The organism is Streptomyces sp. NPDC021212 (assembly GCF_044332925.1).
In the GTDB taxonomy this organism is placed as follows: Bacteria; Actinomycetota; Actinomycetes; order Streptomycetales; family Streptomycetaceae; genus Streptomyces.
The window spans coordinates 645,624-670,053 of sequence record NZ_JBIRPZ010000004.1; the positions used below are offsets into that span (position 1 = coordinate 645,624).

Annotated in this window: 24 protein-coding genes, 1 pseudogene and 1 riboswitch; of the genes and pseudogenes, 11 read left to right on the forward strand and 14 right to left on the reverse strand. The window is 66.8% G+C overall.

The genetic code is table 11. The annotated features are described in order from the left end of the window. Positions 1-72 precede the first annotated feature (72 nt). The 4 genes from ACH4SI_RS14485 (at position 73) to ACH4SI_RS14500 (ending at position 4,593) form a co-directional block, all read left to right on the forward strand. Positions 73-435: a hypothetical protein gene (locus ACH4SI_RS14485; protein WP_398296014.1), complete on the forward strand. Its 363-nt coding sequence runs from the start codon at positions 73-75 to the stop codon at positions 433-435. 200 nt (positions 436-635) lie between these two features. Beyond that, positions 636-1,868 carry a PP2C family protein-serine/threonine phosphatase gene (locus ACH4SI_RS14490; RefSeq protein WP_398296015.1) on the forward strand — a complete coding sequence of 411 codons (1,233 nt, stop codon included), beginning with the start codon at positions 636-638 and terminating at the stop codon, positions 1,866-1,868. Positions 1,869-2,140: 272 nt separating this feature from the next. Next, a riboswitch (cyclic di-AMP (ydaO/yuaA leader) is annotated at positions 2,141-2,271 on the forward strand. A gap of 11 nt (positions 2,272-2,282) precedes the next feature. Further along, positions 2,283-3,461, forward strand: coding sequence for a M23 family metallopeptidase (locus tag ACH4SI_RS14495; RefSeq protein WP_398296016.1), 1,179 nt, complete (start codon positions 2,283-2,285; stop codon positions 3,459-3,461). Between the two features lie 187 nt (positions 3,462-3,648). Beyond that, positions 3,649-4,593 (forward strand): aldo/keto reductase, encoded by a 945-nt coding sequence (locus tag ACH4SI_RS14500; RefSeq protein ID WP_398296017.1) that lies wholly within the window; start codon positions 3,649-3,651, stop codon positions 4,591-4,593. A 141-nt stretch (positions 4,594-4,734) separates the two neighbouring features. Here ACH4SI_RS14500 and ACH4SI_RS14505 read toward each other — a convergent pair whose 3' ends face one another. Then, entirely contained in the window at positions 4,735-4,995 is a 261-nt protein-coding gene (locus tag ACH4SI_RS14505; protein ID WP_398296018.1) for a hypothetical protein, read from the reverse strand. 306 nt (positions 4,996-5,301) lie between these two features. Next, a pseudogene (locus ACH4SI_RS14510) lies at positions 5,302-5,608 on the reverse strand (hypothetical protein). Between the two features lie 147 nt (positions 5,609-5,755). On the opposite strand from ACH4SI_RS14510, the gene ACH4SI_RS14515 reads away from it, so the two are divergent. Next, the gene (locus ACH4SI_RS14515; protein WP_398296019.1) at positions 5,756-6,271 is read left to right on the forward strand and encodes a hypothetical protein; all 516 of its coding nucleotides are present in this window, start codon (positions 5,756-5,758) and stop codon (positions 6,269-6,271) included. Between the two features lie 67 nt (positions 6,272-6,338). Here ACH4SI_RS14515 and ACH4SI_RS14520 read toward each other — a convergent pair whose 3' ends face one another. The 3 genes from ACH4SI_RS14520 to ACH4SI_RS14530 all read right to left on the reverse strand — a co-directional run bounded on the left by ACH4SI_RS14520 (position 6,339) and on the right by ACH4SI_RS14530 (position 7,036). Further along, positions 6,339-6,512 (reverse strand): DUF397 domain-containing protein, encoded by a 174-nt coding sequence (locus tag ACH4SI_RS14520; protein ID WP_398296020.1) that lies wholly within the window; start codon positions 6,510-6,512, stop codon positions 6,339-6,341. A 15-nt stretch (positions 6,513-6,527) separates the two neighbouring features. After that, on the reverse strand, positions 6,528-6,695 hold the full coding sequence (locus tag ACH4SI_RS14525; protein WP_398296021.1) for a hypothetical protein: 168 nt from the start codon (positions 6,693-6,695) through the stop codon (positions 6,528-6,530). A gap of 140 nt (positions 6,696-6,835) precedes the next feature. Further along, the gene (locus tag ACH4SI_RS14530; RefSeq protein ID WP_398296022.1) at positions 6,836-7,036 is read right to left on the reverse strand and encodes a hypothetical protein; all 201 of its coding nucleotides are present in this window, start codon (positions 7,034-7,036) and stop codon (positions 6,836-6,838) included. Between the two features lie 834 nt (positions 7,037-7,870). On the opposite strand from ACH4SI_RS14530, the gene ACH4SI_RS14535 reads away from it, so the two are divergent. From ACH4SI_RS14535 to ACH4SI_RS14545, 3 genes are all read left to right on the forward strand, one after another. Beyond that, positions 7,871-8,560 (forward strand): hypothetical protein, encoded by a 690-nt coding sequence (locus tag ACH4SI_RS14535; protein WP_398296023.1) that lies wholly within the window; start codon positions 7,871-7,873, stop codon positions 8,558-8,560. Between the two features lie 90 nt (positions 8,561-8,650). Beyond that, positions 8,651-10,066, forward strand: coding sequence for a transcriptional regulator (locus ACH4SI_RS14540; protein ID WP_398296024.1), 1,416 nt, complete (start codon positions 8,651-8,653; stop codon positions 10,064-10,066). Continuing rightward, the gene (locus tag ACH4SI_RS14545; RefSeq protein WP_398296025.1) at positions 10,063-11,910 is read left to right on the forward strand and encodes a DEAD/DEAH box helicase; all 1,848 of its coding nucleotides are present in this window, start codon (positions 10,063-10,065) and stop codon (positions 11,908-11,910) included. The genes ACH4SI_RS14540 and ACH4SI_RS14545 overlap by 4 nt, the downstream gene beginning before the upstream one ends. 75 nt (positions 11,911-11,985) lie before the next feature. Here ACH4SI_RS14545 and ACH4SI_RS14550 read toward each other — a convergent pair whose 3' ends face one another. Continuing rightward, positions 11,986-12,198, reverse strand: coding sequence for a DUF397 domain-containing protein (locus ACH4SI_RS14550; protein ID WP_398296026.1), 213 nt, complete (start codon positions 12,196-12,198; stop codon positions 11,986-11,988). Further along, positions 12,198-13,043 carry a helix-turn-helix domain-containing protein gene (locus ACH4SI_RS14555; RefSeq protein WP_398296027.1) on the reverse strand — a complete coding sequence of 282 codons (846 nt, stop codon included), beginning with the start codon at positions 13,041-13,043 and terminating at the stop codon, positions 12,198-12,200. The genes ACH4SI_RS14550 and ACH4SI_RS14555 overlap by 1 nt, the downstream gene beginning before the upstream one ends. A 347-nt stretch (positions 13,044-13,390) precedes the next feature. Here ACH4SI_RS14555 and ACH4SI_RS14560 point away from each other — a divergent pair, with 347 nt between their 5' ends. Further along, on the forward strand, positions 13,391-13,903 hold the full coding sequence (locus ACH4SI_RS14560; RefSeq protein WP_398296028.1) for an ATP-binding protein: 513 nt from the start codon (positions 13,391-13,393) through the stop codon (positions 13,901-13,903). Between the two features lie 31 nt (positions 13,904-13,934). Here the strand turns inward: ACH4SI_RS14560 and ACH4SI_RS14565 are convergent, their stop codons facing one another. Then, positions 13,935-14,672 carry an HNH endonuclease gene (locus tag ACH4SI_RS14565; RefSeq protein ID WP_398296029.1) on the reverse strand — a complete coding sequence of 246 codons (738 nt, stop codon included), beginning with the start codon at positions 14,670-14,672 and terminating at the stop codon, positions 13,935-13,937. A 174-nt stretch (positions 14,673-14,846) separates the two neighbouring features. Between ACH4SI_RS14565 and ACH4SI_RS14570 the strand changes: the two genes are divergently transcribed. Further along, a complete protein-coding gene (locus ACH4SI_RS14570; RefSeq protein WP_398296030.1) occupies positions 14,847-16,004 on the forward strand; it encodes a DNA cytosine methyltransferase in 1,158 nt (385 codons plus the stop codon). Here the strand turns inward: ACH4SI_RS14570 and ACH4SI_RS14575 are convergent. Both ACH4SI_RS14575 and ACH4SI_RS14580 read right to left on the reverse strand, forming a co-directional pair. Beyond that, positions 15,939-16,394 (reverse strand): very short patch repair endonuclease, encoded by a 456-nt coding sequence (locus tag ACH4SI_RS14575; protein WP_398296032.1) that lies wholly within the window; start codon positions 16,392-16,394, stop codon positions 15,939-15,941. The genes ACH4SI_RS14570 and ACH4SI_RS14575 overlap by 66 nt on opposite strands. A 25-nt stretch (positions 16,395-16,419) precedes the next feature. Then, a complete protein-coding gene (locus ACH4SI_RS14580; RefSeq protein WP_398296033.1) occupies positions 16,420-17,415 on the reverse strand; it encodes a NaeI family type II restriction endonuclease in 996 nt (331 codons plus the stop codon). 201 nt (positions 17,416-17,616) lie between these two features. Between ACH4SI_RS14580 and ACH4SI_RS14585 the strand changes: the two genes are divergently transcribed. Continuing rightward, the gene (locus tag ACH4SI_RS14585) at positions 17,617-18,408 is read left to right on the forward strand and encodes a hypothetical protein (RefSeq protein ID WP_398296035.1); all 792 of its coding nucleotides are present in this window, start codon (positions 17,617-17,619) and stop codon (positions 18,406-18,408) included. Positions 18,409-18,448: 40 nt separating this feature from the next. Here ACH4SI_RS14585 and ACH4SI_RS14590 read toward each other — a convergent pair whose 3' ends face one another. The 4 genes from ACH4SI_RS14590 to ACH4SI_RS14605 form a co-directional block, all read right to left on the reverse strand. Next, positions 18,449-20,023: a PrsW family intramembrane metalloprotease gene (locus tag ACH4SI_RS14590; protein ID WP_398296036.1), complete on the reverse strand. Its 1,575-nt coding sequence runs from the start codon at positions 20,021-20,023 to the stop codon at positions 18,449-18,451. A 64-nt stretch (positions 20,024-20,087) separates the two neighbouring features. Beyond that, the gene (gene trmB, locus ACH4SI_RS14595; protein ID WP_398296037.1) at positions 20,088-20,897 is read right to left on the reverse strand and encodes a tRNA (guanosine(46)-N7)-methyltransferase TrmB; all 810 of its coding nucleotides are present in this window, start codon (positions 20,895-20,897) and stop codon (positions 20,088-20,090) included. Positions 20,898-21,140: 243 nt separating this feature from the next. Then, complete coding sequence (gene lhgO / locus ACH4SI_RS14600) at positions 21,141-22,346, reverse strand: L-2-hydroxyglutarate oxidase (RefSeq protein ID WP_398296038.1); 1,206 nt, start codon at positions 22,344-22,346, stop codon at positions 21,141-21,143. A 260-nt stretch (positions 22,347-22,606) separates the two neighbouring features. Continuing rightward, entirely contained in the window at positions 22,607-24,067 is a 1,461-nt protein-coding gene (locus ACH4SI_RS14605) for an MFS transporter (protein WP_398296039.1), read from the reverse strand. Positions 24,068-24,430: the final 363 nt, after the last annotated feature.

Here is a 24,430-nt window from a genome sequence, read left to right on the forward strand (position 1 = left end):
TGTCAGGGATGTCCCTTCGTTGAATCGAATCGTCTGGTTTTCCGCGGATTCGGTTCTTCTGGAGGAAATTAAGTGAACATCGGAAAGAAGGTAGCTGTCCTGGCCGTCGCGGCAGGCGCTCTGGTCATGGGGAGTGCGGCGGGAGCGTCCGCCCACGGTTTCGGTGGCGGAGGTTTCGCCCCCTTCGGGACGATCCAGACCAACACGTGCGACGTGTCCACCGGCCCCATCGCCGCGGCCTCTGTGGCCGCCGCCACGGGTGAGATCTCGGTCGCCAACAACTGCATCAACTTCACCCAAGGCACCGCGGCCGTCCAGAGCAATGACTGCGACACGGCCACCGGCGCCATCGCGGCTGTCTCCGGGACTGCTCCCACGGGCGACATCACCGTCGGCAACAACTGCAGCAACATCGCCCTCGGCAACGGCGGCTAAGGCCGCAGCCAGCTGACGCTCTCCGAGCCCTGGCTGACGCCACGGCTCACCCCGCGGCCCCGGATGCCTGCCATCCGGGGCCGCTCGGCGTCCGGGCACGGTACGCACCCACATGGCCGCCACCGGCTCGCCCCGCGCCCCGGCACCCGGAAGCCTGATGACGGGGTCATGGACCAGCGAAAGCGAGAGAGGCCGTGCGGGTGCGAGGGAGCAGGGCTCGTACGGGCGTCCGTACGCCCGCCCGTACGCCCGTCGCCGAGCCCCCGGGCCCGGGCGCGGCCGCCGGAGTCGTCTCCGCCGAGGAGGCCGCCCAGGTGTCCTCGGGTCGCCGGCTGGCCCGCTGGACGCCCGCCGTCCTCCTGCTCGGCGGCGTCGCCTTCGACCTCGCCACCCCGGCCCCGTACACCGCCTCCCCCTTCTTCGCCGCGGCCCCGCTGGTCGCCGCCTCCCTCTTCCCGCTGCGGCAGACCATCCTCACGACGGTCCTCGCCCTCACCGCCGTATGCCTGCTGGCGGAGCTGCACGGCGTGAAGGACCCCACCCAGGCCGCGACCGAGATCGCCACGGTGGCCACCGTCTCCCTGCTCGCGCTCGTGATCAACCGCGTCGTCCGCCGAAGCGACCGGCGGCTGGCCTCGGCGCGCGGTATCGCGGAGGCGGCGCAGCGGGCCGTGCTGCCCGTGCCGCCCGCCCGCATCGCCGGGCTGGACGTCGCGGCGCGCTACGTGGCGGCCGAGCGGTACGCCGCGATCGGCGGCGACCTGTACGCGGTGCAGGACACCCCGCACGGCGTACGCCTCATCGTCGGGGACGTCCGCGGCAAGGGGCTCCAGGCCGTGGAGGTCGTCGCGGTCCTCGTCGGCGCCTTCCGGGAGGCCGCGGAGCAGGAGGCGACGCTGGAGGGGCTCGCGGGGCGGCTGGAGCGGGCGCTGCGGCGCGAGGGCGCGCGGCGGGCCGAGCTGGAGGCGTTCGAGGGGTTCACCACCGCCGTCCTCGGTGAGATCCCGCGCGGCGACTCCACCCTCCGCCTCATCAACCGCGGTCACCCCCCGCCGCTGCTGCTGCCCGGCGACGGCGAGGTACGGCCGCTGGAGCCGGAGTCGCCCGCGCTGCCGCTGGGGATGGGCGAACTGGGCGGCTGGCCCGACCGGGTGACGGAGCTGCGGTTCCCCGAGGACGCGACGCTGCTGCTGTTCACGGACGGGGTGACCGAGGCCCGCGACCCGCACGGCACGTTCTACGTCCCCGAGGAGCGGCTGCGCGGCCTCCGCTTCACCGGACCGGGCGGGCTGCTCGACGCGCTCGTGGACGACGTGGCGCTCCATACGGGAGGGGAGGCCTCGGACGACATGGCGCTCCTCGCGGTCCGGCGCCCGCCCGGACCGAACGGAACCACGGCCCCCACTCCGCACACGGACCGTAGTCGACCGTGACGACGACGCATAACGATTGACGCACGATCAGCTCGCCGGAGGTTTTTACCAACCCTTTTCAACTGGGGTGAAACGACCCCATCTGTCCCCTGTTGCTTACTAAGTTCATGCCAAAGCTACGCGGATTCTTCAGAAGAGCTTGGAATCATGTCGCGCTCTCTATTAACGTTCGATAACGCAGCGCGGTCACACAGCCGCCGCAGGGGCGGCACCGTGCGCCGTCGCCGAATCCCGTACGTGCAGCGCCAGCACCACCCTCGACACCACGCACACCAGCAGCACCGCCAGCACCAGGGAACCGGGGAACCACCACCTTGGGGTGAATCGGGTCGAACCTGACCCGTAGGAGACCTTCCTGCTCCGAACCCGTCAGCTAACCCGGTAGGCGAGAAGGAAGGAAAGGAGTGCGCCCCGGTGGCGTCCAACAGGTCCGTACTGGACCAAGCCCCGTACCGCTCAGCGGGTACCGGCCTCGGCACGGCGACCACGTACGGAGTCGGCTTCGACGCCGGCGCCCGGCCCGCGGTCGGCCTCGGAGCCGACGGAGGACCGGATGAGTCCTCCCTCGCCAAGGAAGCCGTCTGGGACGACTGGGACGAGTGGAACCCCACAGAGGAGTCCATCGCCCCGCTGCGCGGCAAGCACCGCGTCGGCAAGCAGCGCGGCGGGGCCATGGCCCGCAGCGGCGCCGTCCTCGGCGTCGGCGTCATCGCGGCGGTCGGCGCGGGCGGCATGGCCAGCGCCAAGGACCGGCCCGCGATACCGATCTCCATGCCGGACCTCTCCCACGTCGCCGACGAGGTCAAGGCTCAGCTGCCCGCCGCCAAGGACCTGCCCGGCATCGGCTCCCTGACGGGGGACGACGAGGGCTCCCAGACCACCGCGACCGCCCTCTCCACCAGCACCACCGACTCCGGCGAGGCGCTGCGCACCCGCATCCTGCGGCAGGCCGAGAGTCAGCAGACCGCGGCCGACGACGACAGACGCGACGCCGCGGTGCGGGCCGCCGCCAAGGCCGCCGCCGACGACGCGGCGCAGGCCGCGGCCAAGGCCCGCGACCTGGCGGCGCAGAAGAAGGCCGAGGCCGCCGCCAAGAAGAAGGCCGCCGAGGCGAAGGCGGAGGCCGAGAAGGAGGCCGCCGCGAAGGCCGCGGCCGCCAAGGCCGCAGCCGCGAAGGCCGCCGCCGCCAAGGCCGCCAGCGGGTGGGTCCTCCCCGTCGCCTCGTACACCTTGACCGCGGGCTTCGGCCAGGCCGGCGACCTGTGGTCCGCCGACCACACCGGCCAGGACTTCGCCGCCCCGACCGGCACCCCGGTCAAGGCGCTGCACAGCGGCACCATCACGCAGGCGGGCTGGGCCGGTTCGTACGGCTACCGCATCGTGCTCAAGCTCGATGACGGCACCGAGCTCTGGTTCTGCCACCTGTCGTCCATGGTCGTCACCTCGGGCAAGGTGTCCGCGGGCGAGACCATCGGCCGCGTCGGCGCCACCGGCAACGTCACCGGCCCCCACCTCCACCTGGAGGTCCGGCCCGGCGGCGGTTCCCCGATCGATCCGATGCCCTGGCTGCGCGACAAGGGGCTGAACCCGTGATCGGCGCGCTGAACGTCACCCGCGTGATCCACTCGATCCGCAGGGCCCTGATGGCCCGGCTGTAACGACGGCCCCCCTCGCTCCGGCGGCTCTGGCGCTCTCTCCCCCCTTGACGCCAGGGCCGCCGGTTCCTTTTCTGCCCCCAAGGGCGGAATACACCCCTCCGTCGCGGGCGTTGGAGCAACGTATGACTGAGACCCGCAAGACCATCGGCAATCTGTCCGTCTTCCCGCTCTCCCTGGGCGGCAATGTCTTCGGCTGGACGGCCGACGAGGCCGAGTCCTTCGAGGTACTCGACGCCTACGTGGCGGCGGGCGGCAACTTCATCGACACCGCCGACGTCTACTCGGCCTGGGCCCCCGGCAACCAGGGCGGCGAGTCCGAGACCGTCCTCGGCAAGTGGTTCGCCTCCCGCGGCAACCGCGACGACATCGTCCTCGCCACCAAGGTCGGAGCGGGCTCCCCGGAGCCCCGCGGACTCTCCTCCGCCGCCATCAAGTCCGGTCTGGACGAGTCCCTCCAGCGCCTGGGCACCGACTACGTCGACCTCTACTACACCCACTACGACGACCCGTCGGTGCCGGTCGAGGAGATCATCTCCACCCTGGACGAGCTGGTGAAGGCGGGCAAGATCCGCGAGATCGCCGCCTCCAACATCTCCGCCGAGCGCCTCGAAGCCTCGCTGACATTTTCCGCCCAGGAGAATCTGGCCCGCTACGTCGCCCTCCAGCCCCACTACAACCTGGTCTCGCGCGACACCTTCGAGGGCGAACTGGCCGACGTCGCCGCCCGCCACGGCCTGGCGACGCTCCCGTACTACGCCCTCGCGTCCGGCTTCCTCACCGGCAAGTACCGCCCCGGCACCACGGTCGACAGCGCCCGCTCCACCGGCGCCGCCAAGCACCTGGAGACGGAGCGCGGCCAGAAGGTCCTCGCCGCCCTGGACGACGTGGCCGCCAACCACAACGCCGACCACGCCACCGTCGCCCTGGCCTGGCTCGCCGCCCGGCCGACCGTCGTCGCCCCCGTGGCCAGCGCCCGCGTCCCCGCCCAGCTCCCCGCCCTGCTGGCCTCCGTCGACCTCCAGCTCACCCGCCCCGAGCTGGACCTCCTGACGTCCGCCTCGGACTGACGCCCGCTGCTTGTCGCGGCGGGGCCGCCGCGTCCGCGCCGCGTTGACGCCCCGCGCCGATCGCTGCGCGTGTGCGCTGGGAGTCCCGGGGCGACATGCACGCGCCCGGAGACTCCCAGCTTTTTTACTTCTTAAGCCGCCTCAGTCGTCGTCGGTGGTGGTGTTGAAGCAGCTGATATTGATCACGACGGTCTGGTTGGCGACCGGGGAGTTGTCCCCGACGTCCCCGGTGGTGATGCCACCGTTGGCGAGGCTGATGTCGCCGACGCTGCACGACTGGACGCTGACGGGGGGAGGCGTAGTCTCGTGCTCCATGCCATGGGCGGAGGCCGTGCCGGTCCCGAGGAGCACCAGGCTGCCGGCGGTCGCGGCCAGGAAGGCCACCTTCTTCGCGATCTGCATGATTCCTCCGTGTGAAACGCAGTCGGATGTCGACTGTCACTTCAGATTTAAGAGAGAAAATCGTGAAAAAGTCCTGAGCGAGACGCCGGAGTTGATCCAGACGGCCCAAGGATTGACCGTGGGTCACCTCCAATGGCGCAGCGACGCCCCCGCGGTGCCCCCTGAGTACGCCGTGATCGTGGACGGGGCCGACACGCGGTGGTCCTTGACGGCCGGGCTGAAGCTCGTTGTCCAGCCGGTGGCCGGTTCGAGCTTCCGCAGCAGATTGACCGCACCCGCCGCCCGTCAGCGCGTATCAGGACGCCCCTACGCCCCGCGCCGATCGGCAAGCACCCACGAAGCGGCGGCGACCCCACCGGCGACCCCGAAGACGGACGGCCACGCCCCGACCTTCTTCGCCAGCGGATGCGACCCGGCGAACGCGGCCACGTACAACCCGCTCAACGCGGCCGCCGTCCCGTTCCCTGTCTTGTCCCGCCATCCCTTGGCGGCCACGGCCCCGGCCGCCGCCAGCGCCACCCCACCGAGCGGCCGCTTCCGGGTCCACCGGGCCACCCCGTACCCCCCCGATCAACCCACCCGCAGCCACCAGCCCCGCCGGTACCCCAGCCATGCCGCTACCTCCCTGTTGAACGGTCTCCTTGGTCCCGACCCTACGCAGGCACTTCATTAGCTGTCCGTTAGTGGAACGCCAGCCCGTGCTTCGAAACTGATCTTGGTCCGAGAACGAGCCGAGAGAACAGTGCAACGGGAGACCACCATGAACACCGCCACCAACCGCTTCCGCGGCCGCGCCGGCCGCCGCATCGCCGCCACCATCGTCGCCGCGGCGGCGCTGGGCCTGGGGGCCACGGCCTGCGGCCCGGACGACACGGCGGGCGCCTCAAGCTCGTCGACCCAGTCCACGGCCGGCTCCTCCTCGGACGGCGGCAAGTCCACCGCCGGTGGCGGCGTCGCCAACGCGGGTAATCGCCACACACTCGTCGGCACGATGTCGTACCTCGCACCCGGCAAGCTGACCGTCAAGCCCGAGGGCGGCGCCACGGAGCAGGCGTTCCTGGTCTCCAACGCCACGAAGATCCTCGGCGCGGCCGCGATCTGCTCCGACGACGGTGGCGCAGGCGGCGCGAGCATCGGCGACGACGGCTACGGCACCGCGAAGTGCACCGTGGACGAGCTGGAGAAGGCTGCGAAGACCAACAGCGTGACCGTCCGCGTCACCACGGACCGCAAGTCCGGCGCCGCCGAGACGGTCGAAGAGAAGTATCACCCGTAAGCCTCAGGCACCCCGCGCGCCCGGCGGACCCTCCACCCCGCCGGGCGCGCCGTGCTATCCCGGGCAGTCAGCCCAACTGCCCGCCCCGCACGGCCGTGACGAAGTCGACCCACGCGCCATGGGAGAACCCGAGCACGGGTCCATCGGGACGCTTCGAGTCGCGTACGGCGGTCTTGCGGTCCGGCAGCTTCGCCGTCTCCACGCAGTTGCCCCCGGCTCCATGTAACTGCTCTTGTGTCAAATGAGGAGTGAAGTCTCAGTCGCCGACAGCCTGCACGCTTTCGCGTTCACCGCAACTCTGGACGTGGATAACGAACTCTTCCTCTGTTGTCCAGTGACCATCTTCATATTCTTTGGTCTCCTTGCTTCCAACGCGTTCGATCCTGATGGTGGTCTCGATCCACTTAAAAGGCGGCTTGGGCATGAGGTTGTACTCCTCGTGCATATCGATTTGAACGGGCATGCAGTCAGACACACTTGACTGACCTTGCGGGCGAGGCTCCGCAGGTGTGCAGGCGTTGGGCGGCGGGTGTCAGTGATGAACGAGTGCTGATTTGTCCACGCTCAGACAGGTTCCTTCGGCAGCGCGGCTCGCATGGCCGCTTCGGCGTAACGAGGAAGGCCAATGGCCATCAAGGCCAGCGCAAGACGCATGGCGTCTGCGTCTGTGTGCTTCCGGCCGCTGAGCAAGATGGTTTCGGCGATGTCTTGCTGCCCAAGAGAGTCCAGTTCGGAAATAACCTCGGCGACCTGTGCCGGTGCCATCGTGGTACCTGCCGACCATGCGAGGCTCAGCATGTCTCGCCGCCGCCCGGCTGCTTCATGGGCGGCCAGGGCATCGAGCGTCAGCCTGACGGACTTATCGACGTTGCGCCGGTCCTGCGCCGCAGGGGCGCAGGACCGCTGCGACCCAGAGCTCCGCGCTGCCGTCTTGTCGGCTCCCCGTACTGGAGTAGACGGACTGACAGGTCCATCATTTTGCTGGCATGTTGCCTGGTGCCGAGCGGCTGCAGCTACGCGAAGGTGCTCGAGCTCAGCGAGCGTGACTGGCAGGCAACCCGAAGGGACAGCACGCTGGACGGCCTCGTAGATCTCGACAAGCCTCTGCGCACTCGGAACCCTGCGAGCGTGCCGATAACAGGAGAGAGTGCTGGGCCTGAGACCAGCGCTACAGGCCTTGGCCAACTGCTTCTGGACAGGCAGTGAGTCGATCACGCTGTTGAAACTGGTCGCGAAGCGGCGTCTGGCAGGGCTGCTGCCATCCCAGAACCCCCCCTTTACTTGATCGGCTATCGGCATCGGCGGTCACCTTCCTGCTCGATCCTGCTCGCCTGGGAATCAGTCGAACCAGTCTGATCCATGGGACCGACACTTCGGGGTCTCTAGACCGATGTGACTCAAGTGAGCTGGTTGCGTTTGCACTTCACACCCCCGAGCGGTGTGAAACCTGTTTGCACTTGGCCGCAAAGATCATTTCTGACGCGCCCGCTGACGTACGGTCGGGCTCAGTGGTGTAGACGAGGTGCGCACTCGAGGTAGTAGGGCCGGGCCGGGTGACGGCTCGTCAACCTCGACTCTCAAGACCGGAAGGTGGACAAGGTGAGTGCTGAGCAACTGCCTTCGTGGCGGGACGAGAGCAGGGGCACCATGGTGCGGTGCGCGCTGTGGTTGCTCGCAGAAGTCGGTGTGGGTCAGATCTTCACGAAGACTGAGCTGCGTGAGGCCTTTCCGGAGACATCACAGATCGACCGCCGTATGCGGGACCTGCGTGACCGAGGCTGGCGTATCGATACCAATCGCGACGATGTCACGTTGAACCCCAATGAGCAGCGGTTTGTTGAGATGGGGACAGAGGTCTGGAAGCCGGGTCAAGCGAAACTCAAGAACTCGGTCGTCTCGGCAAACCGCCGGCGTGAAGTCATCGCTGGAGACAGTTACTTGTGCCGGGTCTGCGGCATCGCCGGGGGCGAGTCGTACGACGGAGGGCTGGAGACGGCACAGATCGACATTGCCCGGCGCGAAGTCCGTATGCCCGGAGGGCGAACCGAAGTTCAGCTGGTGACCGAATGCCGTAGGTGCCGGGTCGGGGGACGTGGTGGCCAGACTGATCTGGAAAGATTGCTCGGCGAGATCTCGCGACTAAGCCTGATCGAACAGGAGCATTTTGCCCAGTGGGTGGCAGATGATCACCGTGATTTCAGTGCGATGGAGCGTCTTTGGGGGGAGTACCGCATGTTGCCGGCGGAATCTCGGCAAGCGGTACAAGAAGCAATTGATGTACACAGGTGAGGCGACTGCCTTCCAATAGAGGAATGCGTGAAGTCCGACCAGTTGCAGTTTTCAGCTAACCTCTGTGACCGTTGAAGGAGAGGTAAATAGATGCGTATCTATCCTCAGCCGCCCCGGGCTAATGGGAATCGGGAGTTGATTACCCGACGTCTTGATGAAGCAAAGGAAGCCGGTGGCATTTCAGAAACTGTCACCGTTGAGTGGAACAATAAGCCTCTCCACGTTGGCGTGGTGGAGGTTCCGCTGCGCGACCTCTACTACAACCCTGCTACGCACAGAGTGAGGGCTCAGCGTAGCCATAAGCCTGACCGCGAAGAGGCGTTGAGTGCCGACCCTTGGACTCCGGAAAGTCAGGATTATCTTCATTACCTTTTGCTGGGCAAGCCAGCCAACCCAGATGAGCATGATCCTGACTTCGACGCGTTGAAGGAAAGTCTCCACAGTGTGGGACAGCAGGAGCCCGGGTTGATTACCCGTGAGGGAATCATTGTTAACGGGAATACCAGGGCTGCTGCTCTAAAGGAACTGAAGCGGACCTCGATTCGAGTGGGTGTACTTCCTGCTTCTTTTACTTGGGACGACATTAATGCCGTCGAGCTCACGCTGCAACTGCGGCCGGACAAGCGTCGGGATTACTCGTATATTAACCGGCTGCTTGCCATGGAAGAGCAGGCATTGATGGGGCGTGCTCCTGAAGATATCGCCCGGGATTTCCATGTCCATAAAAAGACGTTCTTCCAGGAGCGTTGGATTATCGAAGTGATCCGGGAGATGATCGACAGGAGTCGCACGACGGAAGGTGCGCAACTCAGGTTGGTGGACTTCGAAGGGCACCAAGAGAACCTGAAGGAACTTCACCGCCATTACGTTAAAGCTGCAGCGGCAAGTCAAGATAGTGCGGAGAAAATCAAAGAGAATAGAATTTCTGCAATCATTCTAGATTTCGCCAAGACGCGAACTCGGCTCATTTCTGACGAATTTCAAAGTAAATATCTGGAAGATTCTCTTTCTGTGGAACTGAAGCCGAGTGCGGCAGAATCGCCTTCGCCAGTCGCAATCGCAGGTCTCAACGTGACAATTGCTGCACCGTCGGACGCGGTGGCCACAGCAAAGGGGATCACGGATCGAATCCTGAAGGCCAAGGCAGTCGAGGTTTCAGGCCACTTGCCGAGTGAAAAAGTTGAGGCTGCGCGGAAGGTAGTGGTGAGCGCACGAAAGAGCATGCGAAGGGCGCTTGATCTTGCGGACCGTGATGACCGGCTTCGAAAGGTTCAACAAACCGCAGCAGAGCGACTGGATGATGCCTGCGCGGCCATCAATCAGAGCGTCTCAGACTTGGTGCAGGCTCGTTCTACAAGGAGTCTCGATGAGGAGAGGTTTGATGAAGCCGTGGTCCGATTGCGAGAAAGTCTGGCGAAACTCGCGCAACAGGCATCTCGAGGCAACGCCAGTCCAGGAGAGGGTGTCACTTGGCTGACCGAGGCCGTCTCTCGGAGGAAGTCGTGACTCACCCTGCCGGGTCCGTCCTCAAGATTGGCTTTGACGAAACGCGCACCAAAGCGGTCTTGAGAGCGACTCCTGATTGCCAGGAGCAGCTGGTCCGACTGACCGCCCGTTTTGGCAGTGGCAGCCAGCGCGGTCAATTTGCCGCAGAAGTAGACCTTGAGGAATTTCTTGCAAACCTCATGGTGCTCAACACTTGGCCCGAGCCACAAAGCGTGAGGTTTGCTCCCGACCTCCAGTCTCTCGCTGAGGGTTCCGTACGGGATGCCCAGGCCGTAGAGCAACGTCTAAAGGCAGGCGAACAGGGACAGGAGGTGCATGGTGAGGTTCGCCCGGAGGATGTCCACGGTCGTCTGGGGGGCGACTGGCATGCGCCGTTGACCGATTTTCAGGCTCGTGACGTTGCCAAGCTGTTGTCTCTGACGCACGGTGCAAATTTCAGCGTCCCAGGTGCTGGGAAGACACGTACGGCTATGGCGGTGTATTCCGCACTTCGGGAGTCCGGGCACGTGAGCCGGCTGCTGGTTGTCAGTCCTAAATCGGCCTACGAAGCGTGGAAAGATGAGTCCGCGCTGTGCTTCTCGGAACCGCTGAGAATCCAGGTCATGGAGAAGGGATCGGATCTCGACGCCGAGGTGCTATTGGTCAATTATGAGCGGCTAAACCGTTCGCTTACGACGTTGGCAAACTGGTTGAGTGCTGCTCCGAGCCTGCTGGTATTGGACGAGGCGCACAGAATGAAGTTGGGAGTGCGCGGAACATACGGGGCGGCCTGTATGGCGCTTGGCCCGCTGGCTCGTCACAGGCTCATTATGACGGGTACGCCGGCGCCGAATGGAGCAAAGGACCTGGAGAGTCTGCTCTCGTTTGTCTGGCCAGGGCACGGACGACGCGCAGTTGACCGAGCAGTTGGAGGGGGTGATCTCGTCTACGCCAGCCAGGTCTTGCGTCCCCTGTTCACTCGCACAACCAAGAGCGAACTCGGACTGCCCCCGGTAGATTTCCGGTTCAGATCCGTCGAGTTGCCGCCGGAACACCGAAAACTCTACACCGCGCTTACCGACCGCCTTGCTGATCGCGGATCAGTAGAACAGGAGCAGTTTGCCAAACTGGGGAAGGTGCTCGTCTACCTCATGATGGCAAGTACGAGTCCCGCTTTGCTGGCTGAGGGAGGTACCCGATACGAGCCGTTGCCGTTCTATGTGCCTCCATTGGAGGCACCCGAAGGTGGCTCATTGTTTAGGCTGATGCGTGAGCTCCAGCGGTATGAGCTCTCGCCGAAATATGAAGCGGTCTTTGAGACTGTTAGGAATAATGCAGCGGTTGGGCGTAAGACGCTCGTGTGGTCAACGTTCGTTCGCAACCTGACTTCGCTGGAGCGTGCGCTTGGTAGGTTTCAGCCAGCGATCGTCCATGGCGGTAGCACTGACCGAGAAGAGCAGATCCAGCGTTTCAGGCATGATGCGGACTGTATGGTGTTGCTTTCTAATCCGGCCACGTTGGGCGAGGGGATAAGTCTGCATCATGTCTGTCACGACGCTATCTACGTGGATAGGGACTTTGCGGCAGGACGTTTCTTGCAAAGTCTGGACAGGATCCATCGGCTTGGACTTGCTCCTGACACGAAAACCCGCATAACTGTACTTGTTGCCGAGGGCACTATTGATGAAGTTGTAAAGGACCGTCTCGCGGCAAAGCTGGATTTCATGGGAACGATTTTGGATGATCCGTCAGTCCGTCAACTGGCTGACCCAGAGGAAGACGAAGCGTCATGGGGGATGGACATGGCTGACATAAGGGCTCTCCTGTCGCATTTGGGTAGTAGTTCCTCCTCGGCTACTTTCTAGCAAGATGATGTGCTTCCAACGTTTCCCTGGAGGGGAGCGGCGGGGCGGGTGTTATAGCGGTACAAGGTGAATACGCTAGTCGGGTTTACCCCAATGGCCCTTGCGTGCGGCAGTGAGAAATGTGCTCCAGGCTATGCGGCTGAAGCGCAGGACAGGGCCGTCTGTGGCCTTGGAATCTCGCACCGCGATGCATTCGGACGTGAAGGTAGTCTCCACGCACTCGGTGTTGCCAGCACCGCTGTAAGAGGACTTGAACCAACCTCTCTCGGATATGCAGGGCTCGCGCATCAGATCTCCTCGCGGACGCGTTCGATGAGGGCAGAGGACGAGGCCATGTCCAGCGCCTGAGCGCGAAGGTAGTCGAACGCGAGCCGGTAGCGCTCCAGTTCCTCGTCCTTCTCCATGAAGAGCGAGCCGACATGGATGTCCACGTACACGACGTCCAGCGAGGGCTCCGCGCCACCCAGGACCACGAAGCTCCCCATGGCTGCCGAGTGCGCGCCCTTCGCGAACGGCAGCACCTGGAGCGTGATGTCGGGCGACTCGTTGGCCCGCAGCAGATAGTCCAGCTGCTCCCGCATCACCTCGCGCGAGCCGACCGCCCGCCGGATCACCGATTCGTCGAGGATGGCCCACAGGTGGGGCGGCTTCGGTCGGCTCAGGATCTCCTGCCGCTTCATGCGGATGTCGACGAGGCGCTCGACCTCCTCCGCGGACAACCGCATCTCGGAAGCGTGCTGCACCGCTTCCGTGTAGCCACGCGTCTGCAGAAGCCCCGGCACGTACAGGCAGGCGAAGTGATCCTCGCGGACCGCCTCGTCCTCCAGCGTGAACAGCAGATTCAGAGTCTCCGGAAGCGAGTCCGCGAACGAGGTCCACCACCCCTGCCGCTTTGTGTCCTTGGCCATCGCGACGACAGCCTTCCGCTCCGCCTCGCTCGCCCCGTACTCCCGGCACAGTGCATCCACGATGGGCCACTTCACGGGCCCTTCCTGCGTCTCGTACCGGCTGACGGTCGCCTTCGATACGCCGACGAGCCGCCCGGCCTCCTCCAGCGTCATCCCCTTGCGGGCCCGGAACTTGCGCATCATGACGCCGAGCTGACGGCGACGAGTAGTGGTCCGCGCTGGCATGACAGCTACCTCTTCCTCTGGAGCTGGCGGTGAACGACGAAGCCAGCGGCAACAAGGCTAGGACCGGGCGAAGTTGGCGAACCACCGGATTCACCCGTTCGAGATTCCATGAGAAGTTACATAGTGAGATTTCTCAGTGCCATACTCGCAGCAGTGAGGCTACGCAGCGCAGCCGTACGGACACGGCTTGGCGCAGCCCTGTTCGTAGCGCCCAAGGGAGTGTGGCCATGTACCGCTACGCAGTCACCGAACCCCCACCACGCCGATGTGTTCTCCCCCTCACGGCCGAAGCCCCTCAACTGGCGGGCCTCCGCTGGGCCGTCAGAGCCGAATTCGCCGCTTGGGGAATGTCAGCCCTGGCCGACGAGGCGGAGCTGATCACCACGGAGCTGGCGTCGAACGTGATCAAACACGTGGGCCAGGGCTCCGCCGCCACCCTCGTCCTCGACGTCGGCGCGGACCAGCTCCGTGTGGAGCTGCACGACAAGAGCGGCAAGGAACCTCAGCGCCTCAGTCCGACCTGCGACGAGGAATCCGGCCGCGGCCTGCAACTCCTCGCGGCCCTGTCCCCTTCTTGGGGCACGATCCGCACGACGGCCGGCAAAGCGATCTGGTGCGAGCTACCGCTGCCCCCGGACGAAACCCGCCGCCGCATCCAGCGCGCGACGACCGTGATGGAGACGTACGGCCTCGCGGTCGGCAGCCCGACCGCGAGGCTCACCCACCGCCCCGTACTGGAGGACTCGGCGACCAGCCTGATCTTGGACCTGCTGCACTGGTTGACCGCACAGGGCCTCGACCTCGACGACATCCTCGACCGAGCCCAGACCCACTTCGAGGCTGCGGCGCAGGCGGCATAGCCGCGAGAGTCGCGGGGCCGACCGAGCGTGCTTACCCGGCTGCTTTCCGGATCTCGGTGCGGAGGGCGGTGGGAGTGCGCCATGATTCGCCGGGTCGGCCCCTGTGGCACATGCGATGGCAGTTGGAGCACAGGAGAGCAAGGTCGTCCAGCTTGGTTTCCCGCGGCCCGGATATGTGGAGGGGCAGCAGATGGTGCACTTCTATGTAGCCCTCGCCGATCACTCCGTAGAAGCGGCCGAAGTGGAAGTCGCAGACCTCGCACGTCAAGGGCTGGCCGAGGCGCCGCACGCTGTCGATCTTGCGCTGGCGGAGTTTGGGGTCGCGCTCACGCGAGATCGTCCATCGCGCGAGGAGACGGCCTTCGGCGCCGACGGTACCGTCCTCAGCTTCCTCATCTGCCTGCTTGGGGATCCCCTGGAGTTCGCCAGAGCGCATGCCGTCCGAGATTGCCCTGGCTGCGTTGGCCATTCTCGAAGGCTGGGAGATGAAGTCGGCGATCACCTCTCGGTCCAGACGGCCACACCTGGTGGACTTTCCCTGGTATGCGGGGTGGTTCGTAGCCAGGTCACTGGTCTTGCGGCTGACGCTGCCGACAGATCGGAAGGCGGGCACGCTCTTGACCGCGTCGCCGTGCAAGGGGAGCGAGCGGAGCAGTCTGGACAGCTCCTGTGTCCGCGGGTCGCTTTCACGCAGCTCGTGCCAGTCGTTCTCGACGACGAGTACGCAGGCCAGAAGCAGTTCGTCCCGGGTCCATGCAGGGCTTCGCATAGGGCACATAGACAATATCGTATGAGTGTTCGCTGTGATGTTTTTGGGGCGGACGGAGTGGGGCGAGGTTGTCCGGCACACTTGGCGAGTCACAGTGTCAGTGGGGTCTGTCACCCTCTGTGTTGGACAGGTTGCATATGGTGCCTGTCGTTGCAAGCTTTGGAAGGAGGGTGCATGACTCGCACTGAGTCAAAGTTCACCTCAGTGGAGATCTGCGCCGGTGCTGGAGGCCAGGCGGTCGGTCTACACAAGGCTGGGTTCCAGCACCTGGCCTTGATCGAGATCGATGACTATGCCTGCGCCACCCTTGAGTTGAACGTGACAGGCAACCCGGAGTGGGACGGCTGCAAGGTTCTCAAGCGAGACCTTACGAAGTTCAAGGTAGACGAGCTGGGTCTGAAGGAGGGTGAGCTGGACCTCCTGGCGGGAGGCGTGCCCTGCCCACCATTTTCTGCGGCAGGCAAGCAGCTGGGGGAGGACGACGAGCGTGACTTGTTCCCTGAGATGCTGCGTATGGTGGAGACCTTGCGCCCCAAGGCTGTGATGATTGAGAACGTCCGGGGCCTGCTGGAACCTCCCGAAAAGTTCAGCCGCTATCGCGATGACATCGAGCACCGTCTGCGCGAGGCGGGCTACGTGAAGTGCTACTGGAAGGTCTTGGAAGCCCGCGACTACGGGGTGCCGCAGCTCCGTCCCCGCGCCATCCTTGTCGCGATGCTCAAGGAGTACGCGGAATACTTCGAGTGGACTGAGCCGGAGACGCGTCCGCTCCTCACCATGGCGGAGGCCCTCGCACCTTCCATGCGTAAGCGCTACGACCGCAGTGGCGACCCCCGTGGGAAGAGCGCCTATAAGCGCTGGCTCAGGGAGGCCCGGAAGGGATCCGTCGCCCCGACACTCGTGGGCGGATCCAAGAAGCATGGTGGCGCTGATCTCGGGCCGACCCGCGCCAAGGAAGCCTGGCGCAAGCTCGGGGTGTGCGGCCTGGGCGTTGCGAACGAGCCCGAAGACCTTAAGGATCCCGAACGTGATCTCTTCGCGGATCGGGGCCCCAAGCTTACGGTGAGCCAAGCCGCGATTATTCAGGGGTTCCCGACGGACTGGAAGTTCGCGGGCCGCAAGACGGCCGCCTACCGGCAGGTGGGCAACGCCTTCCCGCCGCCCGTTGCTCAGGCAGTGGGCGAACAGATCATCACTGCACTTGAGAAGGGCACGAAAGCCCTGGCAGCGGCCCAGAGCGACGCCCTGTTCGAGATCCCGGCCCCGTCAGCCCCGCTCGGTTCGGAGCTCAGTGACGGTAGCGGCGATCGCGAGTGCGCAGCTGTCAGCTGACTCATGCTCCCAGAAGCGGAGCACGGTCCAGCCTGCCTCCGCGAGGCGTTGATCAGTATCTCTGTCCCGTGCGACGTTCCCCGCTACCTTTCCGGACCAGTAGCCCGGGTTGGTTTTCGGCGGCACGTAGTGCTCGGGGCAGCCGTGCCAATAGCAGCCGTCGATGAATACTGCGACCTTCGCCGGACGGAAGACCATGTCAGCCGTCCGGCGAAGGCCGGGGAGGGGCTTGGCTGACACGCGGTAGCGAAGACCTTGGGCATGGACCAGTCGCCGGATGAGCTTTTCCGGCTTCGTGTCGCGGCTCCGGATCGCCTGCATGTTCCGTCGTCTGGATTCAGACGACGCCCATGAGCCGTCCGGTGGGGTCCAAGGTGTCTCTGTCGCCATCGCATGCCTCCACCCTCGACACTACTCAGTCCTCAGACGCCTTCTTCGTCTCGGGGAGTAGGGGAGCTGCCTCTTCGGGGTCAGAGTCGTCTGCCACTACCCAGTAGTCGCCGTCCATGAAAGCGCGGGGGCGGTCCCCGTGATGGGGTTGAGCCTTCGAGAGCCGTGTGCTGACGAACTCCCCCTCCTGCGGTACGGGGATGCCGAGCTGGGCCGCCGCGGTTTGATGGTTGGGGTAGTCCCCGAAGATCACGATGCCTTCGGGTTGAAGTACGGTGCGGGCACCGCCGTTGTAGCGCACACGCTTCATGTAGTCCTTCTGCTGCGCCAGGGTCCGTACGACGGCTCGGCTCACAGGGCGTTGCTGTATGAGCCGGAAGAGTTCGGACACCCGCGCCTGGCCTGATGGCTTGCGGGACCGGTTAACTGCGTTGAGGATGGCTTGCTGGGTCTCCGCGGGAATATGGAGAAGCAGGTTTTCCTGTAGTGGCTTCCTGTCCCATAGCCAGGTGACCAGGGAGTGGTGCTGCTTAGTTAGGCTGAACTTCCCGTCACGGTTGCCCTTCTTCGTAACGGTGCCACTCATGGTGAGCTTCTCCCGGTCGGCGCGGAACAGCCCCGCGCTCCACTGGCTCTGCTGGTCGTTTGCCCAGACGACGAGGCAGATCTCTCCGAGGGCCTCGGGAGGGATCATCCAGCCGTACAGCTTCTGCGAGAACTTGCAGTCGACCTCGATCCCTTCGATCAGGTAGTCCATGTCCTGGCCGTCGCCGAAGCGGAACTCGCGCTGGAGATTGATCTCTACGAGCGTGCCCGCGTGAGTCTTCTCCGTCTTGTGCAGGTCGCTCCAGTCGAATCGGCCGGTGTGCTCACCGTCGAGTAGCTGGTCGATCGTGTCCCGTAGCACTCTCGCGAACCGGTGCCCGTCAGGATCGCAGGCCAGCAGGTGCTGTCGTACGAGCATCAGCTCGGGGTCGTCGCATACTCCAGGCTGAGGACCGGGCAGGTCAAAGAGTTGCACGTGTTGTCTCCTTGTATGTGGCGGCACAGCAGAGTCATGCACGAGTCCTGTGTTTACCAGAAGGACATGCTTACCTACTTGTCGTGACCACGTCGCTCGTCGTGTCCGATGATTGACTGGAAGTGTTCGCGAGGGTTGTCTATGTGGCAACTAACGATCGGACGAGGTGAGTTGTTCACTCGCCGTGAGAGTGGGGGGGGCATGGCTCGGACGACCTCTGATGACGTGCTGCAACGGTTCTGCGTATCTCCGCGCACTCAGGAAATCTACGCCAATTGGGAGCGTGATCCGCGGCGGGCGGACGTTGCACCAATCGTCATGAAGCACCAGACGAAGCTGGTGTATGAACTGACCACAGCAGAAGTCGAGGCGGTGTGCCGACGCACGGAGCATGCTCTGGGGCAGGTGAAGCGCTCGGACGGTGAGAAGGTCGCAGCCATAGTGGACTGGCACCCCGACTTCGCGTTCACGCACATGTTCCACGTATGCATGGAACAGATGCAGTGCTTGCCCGCCTACCAGGACTTCCGGGCGTATGCCTACAGCCATCCGCTGGGGCTGAAGATGCTGGGGGACCCTGCCAAGGCCAAGGTGTGGGAGGTCGCGGATCGAGGGATCTCCGAACAACTCGTCCGGGATGCGATGCGCTGGCGAGTCGGTAACGCCTACTACAGCTTCTTGCGGGAGGTCTATACCGTTGTGCAGTTGCGCAGCATGGGCATCGACCTGAGAGTGCATCCTCTAGCCGACGCTCTGTTCCGCGTAGACGCGTGGGTGGACGACAAGGTTGTCAGCTTGCGCGTTGGAAACAAGAAGTTCCGCCAAGGGGACGCTGCGGGGCGGAAGATGCCTCCCGAGCGGTTGCTCACAGACGTACTGCCACCTTTCGAGTTCGACACGATTGAACTCTCTCCGGCGACGAAGTTCGGCGCTGTACATCTTCCGTCTTCAGAGCACATTGCAGGGGCTGCCGCACGGCTCTCCGGACCGTGACGTTCCCCTGTTGGTAACCGCCCCGGCATGCCGGGATGGGTTATCCGCGATGCTGCGGGTCGGCGGGGCCGTAATGGATGGGAGCCGGGGCGTACGACGGTTGGAAGGCGTACGTCGGGTGCGGGGCCTGGTGGGCCTGGGGTGGCTGGGGGGCGCCGTAGCCGTAACCGTAGGAGGGGGAGCCGTAGCCATAGCCGTACCCGTAGCCCCCGTACGGCGGCGGGGACCAGTACGGCGGGGGGAGCGGGCCCTGGGGTGGGCCCGGGTAGGGGAGGGGGAGGGAGAGGGCCGCGTGGGCCAGGGCCGGCTGGGCGGTTTCGCGGCGTTCCCACAGGGCGTCGAGGAGCTCCCGTTCGCGGGTGGTGAAGTCCGGGCCCGCCGTGCCCCGGTGGGCGCGGCGGCGGAGGAAGGCGAGGGAGGTCGCGGAGGCGATGTACTCGCCGACCGTGCGGGCCGCCGCCGCGCCCTGGGTGCGGCGGGCGAGGTCGCGGGCGATGCCGCGGGCGCGCATCGAGGACAGCGCGATGGGCTCGGGCGGGGTGAGCCACCCGGCCGCCTGGTAGGTGGTGAGCTGCTCGCGCACGGTGCGCAGCTCGACGTGGCGGGACCAGACGGTGAGCCAGGTCAGCAGGCCGAAGACGGGGACCATGAACGCGGCGTAGACGATGATGAAGCCGTAGCCGCCGAGGGTGGACGAGCCGTTCCAGAGGCCGTGCAGGACCATCGCGGCCAGCAGCGCCGCGATGGGCAGCAGGATGCGGCGGGCGCGCTGGTGTTGGGCGGCCGCGGCGGCCAGGCCGAAGCCGACGCCGGTCATGGAGGTGAACAGGGGGTGCGCGAAGGGGGACATCACGCCGCGGATGAAGAAGGTCGCGGCGGTGGTGGACTGAATGCCCGAGTAGCCGAACTCCTGGTCGCTGACGAAGGCGGAGCCGAGGTAGAGGATGTTCTCGGTGAAGGCGAATCCGGTGGCGGTGATTCCGGCGACGACGACGCCGTCCACGATCCCGTTGAAGTCGCGTCGTCGGAACACGAAGAGGAGGAGCACGGCGGCCGCCTTGGCGCTCTCCTCCACGAACGGGGCGACGAACGTGGCGCCCCAGGTGTCGGCGTCGGCCCGGCCGCCCGGGGACGACGAGTCGGCGACGGTCGTCATGAGCCATTCGGTCGCGAAGCCGTTCGCGATGAGCGCGACGAGCGTCGCGGCGCACGCGCCCCAGGCGAAGGCGAAGATCAGGTTCCGCCAGGGTTTCGGGTCGACGCGGTCCAGCCAGCGGAAGACCGAGATGATCAGCGGTACGGGCAGTACGGCGAGGCCGAGCCCCACCAGGAAGCCCTTGGTGCCGGTCTGCTCGCGTACGAGGGCGAGGATGACCAGGCCGGAGAGCGACAGCAGTCCGATGAGCGCGGTGGCGCGCAGCGCCTTGTTGTCCCAGAGGCGGCTGAGACGGCCGGTCCTGCCCCATGGCCCCGGGTGTCCCGGGTGCCCGGCATGCGTCGGGTATCCCGGCTGCGGCCAGCCTCCCGGAGCGGCCGTGCCGTCGAACCACGGTTGCTGGTCGTACGGCGTGACCGGGGGATCGGGCGGCTGGTGGGGGGACGGGGACTGGTGCACTCAACCGACCTTAACGAACGGGGGTGTGGCCGACTGCGTGATTGTTCCCATCCGCGTAGGGGCGTTATGCCTTGTTGCGGCGGAAGACCAGGTCGTGGACGATATGCCCCTTGTCCAGGCCCTGGGACTCGAACTTGGTGAGCGGGCGGAACTCCGGGCGCGGGGTGTAGCCGCCGTCCGGCTGGGTGTTGTCGAAGGACGGGCTGGCGGTCAGGACCTCCAGCATCTGTTCCGCGTACGGCTGCCAGTCGGTCGCGCAGTGCAGCAGCGCGCCGGGGCGCAGCCGGGTGGCGGCCAGTTCGACGAACTCGGGCTGGAGGAGGCGGCGTTTGTGGTGCCGCTTCTTGGGCCAGGGGTCCGGGAAGTAGACGCGCAGCCCGGAGAGGGCGGCGGGTGCCAGCATCTCGCGCAGCAGGATGATCGCGTCGCCGTTGGCCACCCGGACGTTGGACAGTCCGTCGCGCTCGGCGAGGGCGAGCAGATTGCCCTGGCCGGGGGTGTGGACGTCGACGGCGAGGATGCCGGTGCCGGGGTCGGCGGCGGCCATCTGCGCGGTGGCCTCGCCCATGCCGAAGCCGATCTCCAGGACGACGGGGAGGTCGGGGTCGTCGAAGAGCTTGCCGAGGTCGAGGGGGTTCAGCCCGTCGATGTCCAGCCCCCACTGCGGCCACAGGCGGCGCAGCGCCTCGTCCTGGCCGACGGTCACCCGGCCGCGGCGGGGGCGGAAGGAGCGGATGCGGCGCTCGTGGTGGGACCCGGCCGGATCGGCGGCGGGCCCGCCGGGGAACCGCGGCTCGGAGCGGTCGCGGGCGGGGCCGGGCACGGTGCGGTCGCGCTCCGCGTGGGAATCGGGGGCGGTGGAGTTCTCGGACACAGTGCTTCCGATTCTACGGGCGGGGGCCTGCCACCGGCGCGGGCGTGGGGCCGCGACGGGGCGGCCGCCCCCGGCGTACGGGCTGGGGCTGCGCCCCGGGCCCCGGCCGGTGCCGGGCCCCGGCCGGGGCCGAGGCGGGCGCGGCAACCCGTCGTGGCCGGTCTGCCCGGTGTGGGCCTGGGACCCGAGGGCGGGAATGTCGCCCCAGCCGCCGCTACCCGGCGGCGGAGGGCGTGAGGCCGCTCACAGCGCCTCCAGCACCCGCCGCGCCACCTCCCGACCGATCGGGAGGGAGGCGGTGGCGGCGGGGGAGGGGGCGTTGAGGACGTGGACGACGCGGGGGGACTCCGAGATGAGGAAGTCGTCCACGAGCGTGCCGTCCGGCAGCACCGCCTGGGCGCGCACTCCGGCCGGGGCGGCTATCAGGTCGTCGGGCGTCACGTCCGGCAGCAGCCGGCGGACGGCGTCGGTGAAGGCGCGCTTGGAGAGGGACCGGCGCAGCTCGCCCGCCCCGTACCGCCAGTGGCGGCGGGCTATCCGCCAGGAGCCCGGGTACGCCAGCGTCCCGGCCAGCTCGCGGGGGCGCACGGTGCGCCAGGCGTATCCCTCGCGGGCGAGGGCGGGCACCGCGTTGGGGCCGATGTGGACGCCGCCGTCGATGCCGCGGGTCAGATGGACGCCGAGGAAGGGGAACGCGGGGTCGGGCACCGGGTAGACCAGGCCGTTGACCAGCGACGTACGGGACGGCGTCAGCTCGTAGTACTCACCGCGGAAGGGGACGATCCGCATACCGGGGTCGTCGCCGGCGAGCCGGGCGATCGCGTCGCACTGGAGCCCGGCGCAGTTGACCAGGGCCCGCGCCCGCAGCACCGTGCCGTCCGCCGTGCGGACCGCGACCGCAGTCGGGCGCCGCCCGATGCGGGTCACGCCCGCCCCGTACCGCACGGACGCGCCCGCGTCCCGCGCGAGCCGGGCCAGTTGCGCCGCGACCGCGCCGAAGTCGCACACGCCCGTCGTGCCGACGTGGATCGCGGCGAGGCCGCGCACCCACGGCTCGTACTCAGCTATCTGGGCGGGGCCCAGCTCGCGGACCGGGATCCCGTTCTCCCGGCCGCGCTGGACGAGGGCGTGGAGCCGCGGCAGCTCGGAGCGCTCCGTGGCGACGATGAGCTTGCCCGTCACCTCGTGGGCGATGCCGTACTCGGCGCAGAACTTCACCATCTCCGCCGCGCCGCGCACCGCGAACCGCGCCTTGAGCGAGCCCGGCCGGTAGTAGATCCCGCTGTGGATCACCCCGCTGTTCCGCCCGGTCTGGTGGCGGGCCGGGCCCGCCTCCTTCTCCAGCACGGTCACGCGGGTGCCGGGCGCGGCGCGCGTGATCGCATACGCCGTCGACAGGCCGACGATCCCGCCCCCGATCACGAGCACGTCGCAGTCCACCGCCGTCACACCATGCACCTCCCCACGCACCACAACCGCCATCCGGTCGCACGACCGTCGATCCCTATCATGACCTGCGCCACTGACAGCGGCCCGAAACCCGTGCGGCGCCTGGGATCCGGTCGGGTGCGTGAAGATCACGCGGGCTTTCCCCGGCGCTCACGCGGGAGCCACGAGCAGGGCCACCAACAGCAACACGAACAGCAAGACAAGTAGCAATACAAAAAAGGCCGCGGACAGAGGCGTGCAAAGCGCCACAGAATCGCCCCTCACGCCTGCGCCACCAGCAGCGGCCGGGCCCGCTCGCGCAGCTCCGCCACCCGCGGCTCGTCGCGGTACGCCTCCAGGCGGTGCATCAGATCGCGTACGTACTCCGTAGTACGCGCGGACGAGATGCGGTTGGCGACATCGACGGCCCGGGCGCCCGCCGCGCACGCCGCGTCCAGGTTGCCGGACTCCAGTTCGGCCACGGCGGAGACGACGAGCCGCAGCCCGTGGGACCGTACGAACTCCTCCGTCGGCCGGGCCAGCGCCTGCTCGGTGAAGCGCCGCACCTGGCGCGGCAGCCGAAGGTCGCGGTAGCACTCGGCGGCGTCGGCCGCGAACCGCTCGTGGCTGTAGAAGTCGAGCCAGGACGGGTCGGGGTCGCCCGCCCGGGACCGCTCCAGCCAGCCCTCGGCGGACTTCAGCGCCGCCCCGCAGGCCGGGCCGTCCCCAGACTTGGCCTGGGCGCGCGCCTCGACCAGCCGGAAGAAGCTCATGGTGCGGGCGGTGGCCAGGCCGCGGTTGCGCTCCAGGGCGGCCTGGGCGAGGTCCACGCCCTCGTCGGCGAAGCCGCGGTAGGTGGCCTGGAGGCTCATCGACGCCAGTACGTACCCGCCGAGCGGGACGTCGGCGGCGGCGCGGGCGAGGCGCAGCGCCTGGATGTAGTAGCGCTGGGCGGCCTCCTGCTGGCCGGTGTCGAAGGCCATCCAGCCGGCGAGCCGGGTCAGTTCGGCGGTGGCGCCGAAGAGGGAGCGGCCGACCTCGTCGCTGTACGAGCCGAGCAGCAGCGGTGCCGCGTCGACCCGGAGGCATTCGGGGACCATGGAGGAACGCCAGTCGCCGCCGCCGTACTTGGAGTCCCAGCGGCGCGCGTCCTCGGCGGCCTCGCGCAGTTTGGTGACGTCGCTGTGGCCGACGCGCTGCGGTAAGGCGTCGGCACCGCCGGTGCCCGTACCGCTCGCGTCCTCGTCCTCGGGCGAGACGTCCTCGGGGCCGCGCGCGACCGAGGTGTCGGCCGGGGTTATGAGCCAGCGGGAGGCGGGGGTGGCGTACGCGCTGACCGCGAAGGATCCGGCCAGGCTCTGCCAGATACCCACTCCGCCGCGCCGACCCGCGAGATCAAGCCGGTACAACTCGGTCGCGGAGCGGACGGCCTGGCCGATGTCGCGCGGGAAGGCGAGCCCGACCTCGGGGGCCGGATCGGCGTCGGCGAGCCCGATCTCGTGGAGCGGAACGGGACGGCCGAGTTTGCTCCCGATAGCGGCCGCAATCAGATGGGGCGCGGCGCCCTGGGGCACCATGCCCTTGGACACCCAACGCGCTACGGACGTCTTGTCGTAGCGAAGGGTCAGGCCGCGCTGGGCGCCGAGGTCGTTGACTCTGCGCGCGAGCCCGGCATTGCTGATCCCCGCGAGGGCGAGAACGGTGCCGAGCTTCTCGTTCGGCCCGCGTGGCTCCCTGGACATGCGCACCCCTCGACAGCACCGACGGCCGCCCCGGCATGGGCGCGGGGCATTCGTAAACCCAGCGTAGTTCGCCGCATCCCGACCGTTAAGAGGTGGTGTCCCGGATGGCGAGATTCTTGTACGAACGGGCGTGCGGGGCGTGACGCGTGCTCCCGGTGTGTGTGGCTGTGCGCCCGTGTGTGCGCTCTGTCTCAGTCCCGGCGAGAACGTTTCGATAGGACCTGCGTGGGTCGGCCCGCTGTACTGGATCCGGTGGGCTGGGGGACGCCGCCGCCTCATTCCCCGCGGGTGGCGGAACGGTCCGGGAGGCGGAAGCCGCCTCCCGGACTGTCGTGTTGGGAAGCCATGGAGGCGAGCGGCGGC

Coding starts and splice junctions, on each gene's coding strand:
- ACH4SI_RS14500 (WP_398296017.1), top strand. CDS start 3,649: ATGACTGAGACCCGCAAGACCATCGGCAATCTGTCCGTCTTCCCGCTC.
- ACH4SI_RS14505 (WP_398296018.1), bottom strand. CDS start 4,995: ATGCAGATCGCGAAGAAGGTGGCCTTCCTGGCCGCGACCGCCGGCAGC.
- ACH4SI_RS14515 (WP_398296019.1), top strand. CDS start 5,756: ATGAACACCGCCACCAACCGCTTCCGCGGCCGCGCCGGCCGCCGCATC.
- ACH4SI_RS14525 (WP_398296021.1), bottom strand. CDS start 6,695: ATGCCCAAGCCGCCTTTTAAGTGGATCGAGACCACCATCAGGATCGAA.
- ACH4SI_RS14530 (WP_398296022.1), bottom strand. CDS start 7,036: ATGGCACCGGCACAGGTCGCCGAGGTTATTTCCGAACTGGACTCTCTT.
- ACH4SI_RS14540 (WP_398296024.1), top strand. CDS start 8,651: ATGCGTATCTATCCTCAGCCGCCCCGGGCTAATGGGAATCGGGAGTTG.
- ACH4SI_RS14550 (WP_398296026.1), bottom strand. CDS start 12,198: ATGCGCGAGCCCTGCATATCCGAGAGAGGTTGGTTCAAGTCCTCTTAC.
- ACH4SI_RS14555 (WP_398296027.1), bottom strand. CDS start 13,043: ATGCCAGCGCGGACCACTACTCGTCGCCGTCAGCTCGGCGTCATGATG.
- ACH4SI_RS14560 (WP_398296028.1), top strand. CDS start 13,391: ATGTCAGCCCTGGCCGACGAGGCGGAGCTGATCACCACGGAGCTGGCG.
- ACH4SI_RS14565 (WP_398296029.1), bottom strand. CDS start 14,672: ATGCGAAGCCCTGCATGGACCCGGGACGAACTGCTTCTGGCCTGCGTA.
- ACH4SI_RS14570 (WP_398296030.1), top strand. CDS start 14,847: ATGACTCGCACTGAGTCAAAGTTCACCTCAGTGGAGATCTGCGCCGGT.
- ACH4SI_RS14575 (WP_398296032.1), bottom strand. CDS start 16,394: ATGGCGACAGAGACACCTTGGACCCCACCGGACGGCTCATGGGCGTCG.
- ACH4SI_RS14585 (WP_398296035.1), top strand. CDS start 17,617: ATGGCTCGGACGACCTCTGATGACGTGCTGCAACGGTTCTGCGTATCT.
- ACH4SI_RS14605 (WP_398296039.1), bottom strand. CDS start 24,067: ATGTCCAGGGAGCCACGCGGGCCGAACGAGAAGCTCGGCACCGTTCTC.